This is a genomic window from Bartonella silvatica, assembly GCF_040545155.1.
Taxonomy (GTDB): Bacteria; Pseudomonadota; Alphaproteobacteria; order Rhizobiales; family Rhizobiaceae; genus Bartonella; species Bartonella silvatica.
The window spans coordinates 1-11530 of the sequence record NZ_JBEPLI010000026.1 but is presented as its reverse complement, the minus strand read 5'-3'; the positions used below and the strand labels follow the sequence as shown (position 1 = coordinate 11530).

General features: G+C 35.5%; 5 protein-coding genes and 1 pseudogene. 2 read left to right on the top strand and 4 right to left on the bottom strand.

Features of this window, described 5'->3' with window-relative positions:
• Positions 1–798 precede the first annotated feature (798 nt).
• The gene (carA, locus tag ABID23_RS07195) at positions 799–1995 is read right to left on the bottom strand and encodes a glutamine-hydrolyzing carbamoyl-phosphate synthase small subunit (protein WP_354190718.1); all 1197 of its coding nucleotides are present in this window, start codon (positions 1993–1995) and stop codon (positions 799–801) included.
• A 628-nt stretch (positions 1996–2623) separates the two neighbouring features.
• On the opposite strand from carA, the gene ABID23_RS07190 reads away from it, so the two are divergent.
• On the top strand, positions 2624–5680 hold the full coding sequence (locus tag ABID23_RS07190; protein WP_354190716.1) for an autotransporter outer membrane beta-barrel domain-containing protein: 3057 nt from the start codon (positions 2624–2626) through the stop codon (positions 5678–5680).
• Positions 5681–6672: 992 nt separating this feature from the next.
• On the opposite strand, the gene ABID23_RS07185 is transcribed toward ABID23_RS07190, so the two are convergent.
• Genes ABID23_RS07185 through ABID23_RS07175 form a run of 3 tightly spaced genes read right to left on the bottom strand, consistent with a single transcriptional unit; the run spans position 6673 to position 9452 of the window.
• Positions 6673–7644 (bottom strand): WD40 repeat domain-containing protein, encoded by a 972-nt coding sequence (locus tag ABID23_RS07185; protein ID WP_354190714.1) that lies wholly within the window; start codon positions 7642–7644, stop codon positions 6673–6675.
• Between the two features lie 23 nt (positions 7645–7667).
• Positions 7668–8696, bottom strand: coding sequence for a CobW family GTP-binding protein (locus ABID23_RS07180; protein WP_354190712.1), 1029 nt, complete (start codon positions 8694–8696; stop codon positions 7668–7670).
• 12 nt (positions 8697–8708) lie between these two features.
• The gene (locus tag ABID23_RS07175; protein ID WP_354190710.1) at positions 8709–9452 is read right to left on the bottom strand and encodes a creatininase family protein; all 744 of its coding nucleotides are present in this window, start codon (positions 9450–9452) and stop codon (positions 8709–8711) included.
• A 1505-nt stretch (positions 9453–10957) separates the two neighbouring features.
• On the opposite strand from ABID23_RS07175, the pseudogene ABID23_RS07170 reads away from it, so the two are divergent.
• Positions 10958–11323 (top strand): annotated as a pseudogene (locus tag ABID23_RS07170) (XRE family transcriptional regulator).
• Positions 11324–11530 lie beyond the last annotated feature (207 nt).

Below are 11530 nucleotides of genomic sequence, written 5' to 3'. Positions count from 1 at the left end.
ATCATCGCAAGAGTGAGTGAGGCAAAAATTTTGCCGGTAAATTGTATGATTTTTGTTTTCTAAAGCACGTGTCTCTCGCTTAAGGAAAATAAAAATATGGCTGCATGATCAAAAAAATCTCCTCGTTCCGCTAAAATTGTATCTTTTTTAAAGTGGAATATGCCTTTTGCTGTTAGTGCACATACCATTTGTCTTCTTTAAAAGCTGTCTTCGCAAGACAAGGTATATCTGTATGATAAGAACTTCATCGTAAAACCCAGCATGTCTGTGCGATGAAAGCGTTTATGAAAGTGGCTGATGATAGCTTTATAAGATTTGCGCTTGGGTGGTGATGATTACCCAAAAATACGCTATTAAATCTCGATATGGACGTTTTTTGATGTCTTACCGAATTCTTTACATGTGCCTCATCTCTAAAGAAAAAAGTCATGTATCTAGAAAAAATGCTTATAAAATCAGAAGACATATGAGTCATTGGTTCTACCGCTCTTGCTGGTTGTGAAATGTATAGACGAAATGCCCCACGAGATCAGGCAGGAGGTTGATTATCATGCTGTTCTTGCAGCGTAAAGCCTTTGATAGATAATAAGAAATAGAACGCAAAGTTACATTGCATCTTCGCTTGGAGAAAAGCCATAGTAAGAGGTGTAGATATAGTGGCGCGTAAACGCGGGTAGAGTTATGGTTAAGCACACTTTTTATCTAAAATTCCTTTCTCAGTGAAAATTATGATCTATTTGCTCAAACAAAATGAATGCGCTTCTTGTTTGCTCGAGAATGAAAGCTCAACTATTTCAATTAAGATATTTTTTTATAGTCCATAATAAGGTCACAGAAATGTTGAAAGAGGTAATGACTATCTTGTGGGCCGGGAGAGGCTTCAGGGTGATATTGAACTGAGAAAACTGGCTTTCCAATGATTCGAATTCCGCAGTTTGAGCCATCAAAAAGAGAAATATGCGTTTCTTGAACATGTGGTGGTAAAGTTGTCGTATCTACGGCAAAGCCATGGTTCATTGATACAATTTCAACTTTTCCAGTGTTAAGATCTTTAACAGGATGATTAGCGCCATGATGCCCTTGGTGCATTTTTACAGTTTTGGCACCAACCATGAGAGAAAGAAGTTGATGACCAAGACAGATACCGAAAAGTGGTAAATTATGGTTAATTAATGTTTTGATAATTGGAACAGCATATTGAGCTGTTGCAGCTGGGTCACCTGGTCCATTGGAAAGAAAAATACCATCGGGGTTCATTTCCAAAATTTCTTCTGCACTTGTGTGCCCGGGCACAACAGTAATGCATGCTCCTTGGTTTGCCATAAGGCGAAGAATGTTACGTTTAATACCATAATCGATAGCAATGATATGAAGATTATGAATATCATTTGTACCATACCCTTTATTCCATACCCATGGCTTTTCACTCCATTGACTTAATGATTTAGATGTAACTTCTTTTGTAAGATCGAGATTGACAAGACCAGACCATTTTTGTGCGCGCTTTTTTAAGCTAGGGATATCAAAATTTCCTTTGGGATCATGTGCAATGACAGCATTTTGCGCGCCTTTTTCACGGATGAGAATAGTAAGTGCACGTGTATCAATACCACAAAGTGCAATAATTTTATGCTTTTTGAGCCATTTATTAAAATGTTCATTTGCACGATAGTTAGAAGGACATGTAATATCGGCCTTAAAAATAGCACCTACAGCACCATGACAGTTGAGTGGTGTAAGATCTTCGATATCTTCATGATTTGTACCGACATTTCCTATATGTGGGAATGTAAAATTAACAACTTGTTGTGTATATGAGGGATCTGTGAGTATTTCCTCGTAACCTGTTATAGCAGTATTAAAACACACCTCAGCCTCAGCAATGCCTGTAGCGCCGGCTCCTTTACCCTCAATAACTGTTCCATCCGCTAAGACTAAGAGAGCTGTTGGTTTAGTCACACTCCAAGGGTCAGAAGGTGGGATAGTTTGTATCATAATGTGCACTCACAATTTATTCTAAACAATGTAACGATTAACCTTATACAAAAGCAAACTTATAAAATATGCTGGTATAATGCTCTTGCAACGTTTTGCTTAAGACCATAAGTATATTCTGAGGAGCGGAAAAGTCCTGTCTTTGGATTTTATAAGATCTGAGTATCGATTATTTTCTATCGCACATTTCAAGATATGTAAAGATTGGTTTAAAATTGTTTTCTACTTCAACAAAATTCAATAAATTATGTTGTATGACTAGGTTGATGGGTTCTTCTGAGGAGCTTGAAGCTACAGAGGAGGGGAACACCTTAATTATTTTTTTATTGTAAAAAAAATCGTCAGTGAGATGCTTTTTAGATTTCTTTAGAAAAACGGTTTTATTTTAATGCTTCACTGGCTTCAAAATTTTGATCTCATGAAAATATAATTTATCAGAACTGGCTTATTGAAGCAGGATTTCCAAGATAGAATTTCTCACTGTTTTACAATATAATCTATTATACATAATACATAGTATTGTTATAAGTATTAAATTATATAATTGTTTTTTTATTTATAATATTTTAATAAAATTTTATATTACATTTTAATGTTCTTCGTCAATAAATAGAGGTGAAGAAGAGTTATGGTAAATTTATTTTATAATAGTGTATTATTTTATACTTTTACAACAGTTGTTTTTTATTTTTTGCCAATGAATTATATAAGTTCAGCAGGAAATTCAAATGGTAGAGTAGATGCAATGTATAAATATGATGATGGTAAAGTACACGCACTATCAGATAGAGTATATTATTTAAAAAGTTCTCAGTATGTATCTCCTGATACATCGCTTATTGCAGCTATATATGTAGAAGAATTAGGAACTATTGTTAATGCACATAGGATAACAGTTTATGGTAATGATCCAAATAAAATATCTGCATATGGTGCATATGTAAGAAATGGTGGAAAGCTTAATCTTATAACTTCAAATTTTAGGGATATACCTGGCCTTCGTGCTCAGAACGCAGTTATTAGTATGATAGCAGGGGAAATTAGCGGAACTTCACATGCTGTTTATGCATCGGGGAGAGAAGCAGATATTGATTTAGTGAGTGTGAATATTGATATTGCACCAAATAATTTGAATGTAAAAGGGATTGGTATTGTTAGTGATTTTGGTGCAACGGTTAAAATATCAGAAAGTACAGTCACTTTTAATCAATGCGGCTCATTTTCAACACGGTTTGGGGGACGCTACCTTCTTAATACTATGTTTATTACGGGAAAAGGTCAGAGCGAGGAAACTATCATAGATGGCGATGGAGCTATGGGGAGATTACCGGAAGCTTTTCAGGTTTCTCAAGGGGGGGATGTCCATTTAAAAAGGAGTACGATTCAGCTCAAGTATATGCATGGTTTCTTGATTAAAAATTTTCTAGGTTATGTAAATGAGAATGGCAAGGTACTACAAAAATATAATTTATCAGATGGCTTTAAAGATACGAATATTAAGGTAGAAAGAAGCAATATTTATGTACAAGGAGAGGGGGCATATGGTCTACGTTTTAATATTTTTGCTCCAGAAGAGCTTGCGGAGGCATTAAGGAAACGGGATGATGAAAAGCTTTTCGAAACCGAAAAAGTTATAATAGGGAAGGCATTTGTTTATTTATCACAGACAAATATGACAGTTCCAGACGGTGTTGCTATTTATGCGAAAGGGGCTAAAGACTATGGGGTTACAGGAGTTCTTGAATTATCAGAAGAAACAAAGATCTCTGGTGATTTGTTATTAAAAGCTGAAAATAATTCTTCTTTATTGGTGAAAGCGAGCGCTTCTTCTCTTATAGGAGGAACCCGTGTTGAAGATATATCGGCTGTTGATTTAGAATTAGCCCGTGGCTCAACATGGTATATCAAAAAAAGTCAATCTAAAGGTTTACAGGCATCAAATTCATCACTTTCATCTATAAGTCTTTCCGATAGCACAATTATTTTTGATGAAGATATATCTGATGGTTATCAAACATTGCGCATTGGAAAAAAGACGAATCATGAAAAAAATAAAGCAATATTGTCTGCTCATGAAAAAGCCTACAGTGCGACAGGGGATGCTCAAATAAAACTTAATACATTTTTGAATGATGAGGGTTTTTTTGATTCTCAAAAAACTGATCGTATTTTGATCTATGGTGATGTTTCTGGAACCACTCTCATTCATATGCAAAACTTTCTAAAAATGACAGGAAAAGAAATCCATAACGGAAAAGATCAAAGCATTTCGCTCATACAAGTCTCTGGAATGGCGCAGGAAGATTCTTTCAAATTATCTGGAGAATATGCTACCATAGGTGGTTTTCCTTATCAATATTATCTTCGTGGTTACGGTCCAGGTTCCTCTTTTGGTGAAGCAGATCCCAAGAACAGATTAGTTGAAGGTGATGGGAAGTTTTGGGATTTTCGTCTTGAAGGTATCTATATGAATCCTGAAGGGGATTCTTTTAAAACTGTATCTGTCACCTATTCTTTGCCGGAGCCGGTAGAGCCTTCATCTTCAGGTCTTGTACCTACCTTATCTACACCTGTTTCATCTCCTCTGCCTATATCATCTGATACAGAAGATTCTTCATCTCCAGATGCGGAGCCTACAGCTTCTTCATCTGAGTCAGTAGAGCCATCATCACCTCCAATTTTTTCTGTCAAGACTGATTTTGAGTCAAATTCAAGAATTAGAGCTGTTGTTCCACAAGTGCCAACCTATTTTCTTTTACCAAATGCCTTATTTCACGCTGGTTTAATGGATCTTATTTCTCAAAATAAAAAATTGGAAATTATGCGTGGTACCTCTCATGGTTCTTTGCAAAGCGATCAAAATACAGCATTTTTTATTAGCAGTTATGGTGGAGGTCACCATTATGCTTCAAATTTGTCTGCTTTTGAATATGGATATGGAGCTGAACTTGATTATACAGCACTGGAAGCAGGTATTTTGCTGAAAGAAATTGAAAGTTTATACAGCCGTGCATTGTTTGGAGTTATGGGAACTTATGGAAGCCTTTCTCTGAATCCTCAAGATGTTGAATACAGCAAAAAGAGTCCATTTGATAGATGGTCAGTTTCTGTTTATGGAGGCTTACAGAATGACATGGGGCTGTATATGGGAGGAGTTTTCTCTTATGGCCTTTTTAGGGGAGATGTTTTCACTATTGTACGGGATAAGACGGCGACGTTAAAAGGTAAACAATTCAATGTTTCTCTAACCGGTGGTAAAACATTTACAATGAGGCATAAAGGGATTTTCTTTGATCCGCAGATTCAGCTTATTTACCAGAGCCTTCAGTTTGATCGCGTTCGTGATGTTGATAACCTTGATGTTGATCTGGGTAAATTGGACCAATGGATAGCGCGTTTTGGTGGACGTTTTACTAAGGTTCTTTCTAGCTCTGAAGAGGGACGTGTTGTTTCCTTTTATAATAAGCTTTATCTTTCGCGTAGTTTTGAAGAGAAACAGGTCGTCTCTTTTAAAAAAGATTTTCAGTTAGGTGCTTTTGGCTCGTCCTTAGAAGCAGGTCTTGGTTTTAATGCGCAACTATCTTCGAAATTTGCACTTCATGGAGATGTAACTTATCAGCGTCGGCTTACCAAAGCAGGGTTTTCAGGTGTCAGTTTTTCTGCTGGTTTGCGCCACTTTTTTTAACAAGGCGTAATGTGTATTTCGTACAAAGGGTAGCAACATCCTGTTGTCTTTTGATTGAATTCTTATGAAGACATTGATGACTCTGGTTTATCGCTTCAATAAATGCATGCTCTGTGATTTTTTAGTTTATGTTGAAAATATTTGATGATGTGTCTTATTCTTATTTATGTAAGATATTGATTTATAATGGTAAAATATCTCATCCTATTGAATGTGCTCTTCAAAAATCGTGAAATTCTTTCATTTTAAGTCTGTTTATTTTCAATCAAATAAAATTATTCATTTGCATGTTATAAGCGGGATTGTATGTATTGAAAATTATTGAAGAAAAACTAAAAATGTCTTTTATAAAGTATATCAATGTATGCATTGTCACAACACGAACGAGCTAAAAAATATACTGAGAATTGGAAAAAGTAAAATAATAATGCTGGTTTAAGATAGGTGTTTTACTGTGTTTTTATAATTATAATTTTTTCTCGTTTGTAAATTATAGATGTTGATGCAAGTTTAGGGTATATTGAGTGAGACATCTGCTTTACTCTGGTCAATAAGTTACTAACATGGCGTGTATTGCAATTATTGCCGCTCTCAATGATCGTTAGAAAATAGTGCGTTTGATTATCAGAGAGCTTGAAGAAATAAATGCTGGTGTTGTGTCCAATGTTTTATATCTTTTCAAAAAATTCTTTTATATGTTTTTTAATTTTATGAAAACGATTTGAAGCGAAATAGTTCACTATTTTTTATGAGATTGCTTAAAGGTTAATGCTTTTTATGAAAATTGATAGTATGGCAGAGTTTTTTAGGTATAGAGATTGCTTTATAGTCTGCTTAAGGAGGAGGGCTTCATGGGTAAGACAGCAATCTCAAAAGGTAAATAGCTCAGACGTTTTAAAAGTATTTTTTGTTTGAAGTTTCAGTTTTCTCTTTGGGATTCAATTGTTTTGGGATGGTCATATCTGCAAGGGGGGCGATTGGTGGTATTTTTCTTAAGTTGTGATGTTGATCACACCACATTCGCCATTTTCACTGCCAAAGGCTAAATTATGCCCTGTTTGATCCCATTTTAGTGCTGAAATGGCGCTTTTCCCACAATCTTTTAGAAGGATTTCTTTTCCATCGTGAAAATGTACACATAAAATGATTCCATCATTAAAGCCTATTGCGACAATTTCTTCACTTGGATGGCATGAAACGGTGCTGACAAATGCATTTGCTCGTGTGCCAAGCTCTAATGGTATTTTTCCCATGGGGCCATCTTTTGTATAAAAAGGCCAAATAATTGCTGCTGATGCACCTGATGTTGCTAGCCATTTTCCTTTTGAGCTCCAAGACCAGCTTTTGACTTTATTTGGATAGCCACTCATACGTAAATGTTGATTATCAGAAAGACGCCAGCCATGAAGTGCATTTTCCTGCATTGTTGAAATAACATAGCGGTTGTCTGCTGAAAACGTAACATCAAAATGTGCTCCTTTCCATTCTAGTTTAGTTGGGGTTGTTTGCGTTGACAACCAGTGAAGGGTTACACCATTGTAATGTGCAACAGCAAGTCGTAAACCCTTGGGGGCAAAAGCAAGCCCCTCCACACTGCGTTCATGAATAAGCTCTTGCATCCCTTTTCCGATATTTGCCCATGTTAAACGTGAGGAGGCGAAAGCAAAAATATTTTTTGGCCCAAAAGCAACTTTGTTTATCCATTTGCGTTCTTGTCGTTTCAGAGTTTTTATATGACCATCTCCTGTCGTTTGACAAACTTTTCCATCTTCACCACCTGTGATAACTGCTGTGTTATCACAAGAAAAATGGCTGGAAATGATTCCTTGATGAACTTCAAGCGTTTTTGGAGTGGGCGTTAAAAAAACAATTAATCCTTCTACGGAGATAAAAGTTGGCTTATTATTAATAAAACCACAGGAAAGGCAGTAGCCTTTCAGATCGTAATGGATAATGCTTGGCATTGTACTCACTTATATTTATGTATTTATGCACAATTTTCAAAACCAGTTTTAAGTTTTTTAGAATCAAGGTTGCGGCCGATAAAAACAAGGCGGCTTTCACGTTTTTCGTCTTCATACCATGGACGTTGGTGCTGTCCTTCAAGAATCATGTGTATACCTTGAATGACATATCTATCATCATCTCCTTGGAAGGCAATAATTCCCTTTAAGCGCAAAATATTAGGTCCTTGCTGCTGCGTTATTTGTTGAATCCATGGAAAAAACTTTTCTGGTTGAAGAGCGCCTGTTTTTAAACTTATAGAAGTAACCGTACTATCGTGAATAGCGGATGGACGGTAATTTTGATGGTCGTGCTTGCAGTCAGGACCACAGACATGGTCTTCATGTTGATGATCAAGAAAATTTGGATCATGGTCTAAAGTTCGTTGGAGATCGAAAGAACTGAGATTAAGGATTTTGTCGAGAGCTATACTCGTGCGTTCTGTTGCATAAAGCACTGCTTTGGGATTAATTGCACGAATGAGCGATTCAGCATGCGCACGTTCTTTTGTATTGATAAGGTCAATCTTATTTAAAAGAATAATATCGGAGAAGGCGATCTGATCTTCAGTTTCGCGGTTATTTTTGAGTTGAGATGGCAAATGTTTTGCATCAACCACAGCTATGATACTGTCGAGAGTTGTTTTTTCATGGACCATATCATCCATGAAAAAAGTTTGTGCTACGGGAATAGGATCAGCAAGCCCGGTTGTTTCTATAATGATGGCATCAAATCGGTGAGAGCGTTGCATGAGGCTTTCTAGAATACGAATAAGGTCACCTCGGACAGTGCAGCAAACACAGCCATTATTCATTTCATAAATCTCTTCATCCGATTCAACAATAAGGTCATTATCGATACCAATTTCACCAAACTCATTAACGATGACGGCATAACGTTTGCCATGATTTTCGCTGAGAATACGATTAAGAAGGGTCGTTTTTCCAGCCCCAAGATAGCCGGTAAGAACTGTAACTGGAAGTTTATTCTGTATATTGTTAGTTTGTTCCATGAGGGATGCCTTTTATTGCAGTGCGTCTATTTTAAACCGACTGATATCATCAAGTAAATCGCGAAGCCCACAAAGGACATGAGAAAAAATTGCCTCACCTGCTTTTGAAGTTGCTTGGCTTGCATTGCCTGCCGCTCCTTGCATATTAAGATCTCGCATTTTCCATCCAAAGGCATGAGGACCATAAGCGCGTAAATATCGATAATTGGTAATCATATCAGCTTGCATATTATGAAAATTTTTTGTCTTTTCCATATGTACTTTTTCTGGCGCTAAATAAAGCATTAAGGAGGTTTCTATAAAACCTCCATGGATATCAAGATGCTGCTGAGAGGGATCTATTAAACCTTGTGGTAAACCAAAACGACTCCAGCTTGTTGCAACTGCAAGCATTGAGCAACGTTTTCGTAACTCGGTAATAACAATACTCATTAAGGGAGAGTTTCCTCCGTGTGCGTTGAGAAGAAGAAAACGCTTAATGCCTTTACGATAACAGCTTTCACCGATATTGATCCATCTTTCAATAGCTTCAGAAAAGGTGAGTGTTTTCGTGCCTTTTACATCCATATGTTCATTCGAATAGCCTACTTTTTCAACTGGTAAGAGAGCAATATGAAATTGTTCTTTTGTTTGTAATGTGAGCGCTTTTGCAAACGCTTCAGCAATAATCCAGTCGGTTTCAAAGGGAAGGTGATTTCCATGATATTCATGTGCGCCTAAAGGCAAAAGAGCAAGAAAAGGCGTATCAGATACCATAAGTTTATTGCCTAAAAAAGAAATTCATAAATACAAAGTGATTAAAAACTGTAGAGTCTCTTTTCCCATTTTAATTTATATATTTTGGAAACGCAAACGGGAGCATTGCCCTGTTAAAGACATGAGCAATAGAAGTGAGAAATTTATTAGAAAAATGAATAAGTTATTGAGAATAAGCAAACTGAAATTATCAAAATCATATGAGCCTGCCAGTTTTTAAAGAGTGCGTATATTTTATGAAATCTTCTGATAAATGCTCTTTGTTTTGAAATAGGTATCTATTTTGAATAGAAAAGACTCCGCGTCATATTATAAAAATAAATTTTCTCATCGATTTGTTGCAAACTCAAGTTGAGATACTGCTTGTGAGTATCGTACAAGCTGATAGCAAGGTGTAAATTCTTTATAATAACGAAAGTGTGAAAGACTGTTGGCAGCTTGATGTTGGGTTTTGGTTATTACTGCTGTTATTGCTGCTGCTTGTGAGTCCCTTGATTCTATCCATTTTGAAGATTTACTGAATTTATAGCTTAATTTTGAGGAAAATGGGCTAGAGTTTTTGAAATAAGCGTACTTTCAGTATAGTTTGACAGTATGTTTTGCATTAAGTGAGAATAGGTGGAATTGGATAGGGGGAATAACTCATTGTTTTTAAGTGATAAATTTAGTATTAAATGTGCGTTTTGTTAAAATTAACTCTGATATTTAAAATTATCAAAAGAGTGTAAAACAATAAAGCCTGGAATTTGAATATAAAAATGAGGGAAGGCTTTGAAAGCATAGAAAACTTCTATTAAGGGCCCTTTGAAAAAAATATCAAAAGCATTTCAAAATCAGCCTAAAATGCTTTCAAAATTAAAAAAAAACTCCATTTAATGTAGTTTAAAAAAAAGCAAAATAAACTCGTCCTTTTCTATTCATTGATGTTTAAACTTTTGTAATTTTTTACAAAGCTCTACGGTTAATGCTGCTACATTTTCAGGAGGGGAGTTGTGTTTTAGCATCTTGATAGTTGTATATGCTACTCAACAGAGATTCTTGATGAAATCATAGAGATAGTAGGTATCTTTAAGATGCCTATGGTATTCCATCATGATAAGTTTTTAGCAAGGGGTGAAGCAGTTAGACGAAAGCTTGTTGATATTATGTTTGAAATTATTCGTGGGAATAGGGTGGTTTATTTTTGGTGTGCCTGACAATTTTTTATTTAGATACGCCTTATTTTTGGAAAATCAATATTACAGTTATGGCAACTTTATTGAAAACTATTTTGAAAGCATGGAGAAAATTCTCAAAGTCATCTAGGAAAACTTATCTTGTTTCTGAATGATTGTGATGAGGTTTGAGAGGCCTTTAAAGTTTTTTAGAACAAAGGTACTTTTTGAGATCAGGTATGGCGAAAAAATATCTAAATAAAGAACTGCTGATTTGCAATAATTGTGGAAAATCATAAAAAGGCTTGTTAGCATCAGAAGAAATATTTCTTCTCTAATATGATTTTTTATATGGTTATATCCTGTGGTGAAATCTTACGTCAGCTTTGTGTTGATCACTCAAAACACCTCGTATATATAGCTCGAAGCTTAGATAATCTATAGCGTTTTTATCTTCTGTAGAAACTGGCAAGAAATCGGCTTCAGTAGAAATGGAAGACAAGGTTATAGAGCTGTATTATCTTGGATAAAGCTACAGCTTCTCTGTTCAGAAAAGAAGCCTATGCTTGTCGTAAGAATTTTATAATAAAACCTTCTACTTCGTTGCAACATGAAACTGTTGTTGCTTTTATGAGACTTTTAAATGGTTTATCTCAAAAGGATTTAATAGAATTCAAAGAAATATTAGAATCCGTTTGCCAAGACCGCGCTCTGTAGAGGCATGTTGAAAACCCCTATTCCCTCACTTTTATTTACGCATCCCGCACTTTAAAAAACATATGGAAAATCAATAAATTATTTTTGATAAAAAAAGCATGGTGCCCCCAGAGATTCAATAATTTTCAATAAAATAAATGAGTTATTACGATATGGGGGAAATTTATCATTATTGATTCCATTAATGTTTTTTATAGCATTATCCCT

Excerpts from the sequence above, each read along its gene's own strand:
- carA (WP_354190718.1), bottom strand. The coding sequence starts at position 1,995 with ATGATACAAACTATCCCACCTTCTGACCCTTGGAGTGTGACTAAACCA.
- ABID23_RS07185 (WP_354190714.1), bottom strand. The coding sequence starts at position 7,644 with ATGCCAAGCATTATCCATTACGATCTGAAAGGCTACTGCCTTTCCTGT.
- ABID23_RS07175 (WP_354190710.1), bottom strand. The coding sequence starts at position 9,452 with ATGGTATCTGATACGCCTTTTCTTGCTCTTTTGCCTTTAGGCGCACAT.
- ABID23_RS07190 (WP_354190716.1), top strand. The coding sequence starts at position 2,624 with ATGGTAAATTTATTTTATAATAGTGTATTATTTTATACTTTTACAACA.
- ABID23_RS07180 (WP_354190712.1), bottom strand. The coding sequence starts at position 8,696 with ATGGAACAAACTAACAATATACAGAATAAACTTCCAGTTACAGTTCTT.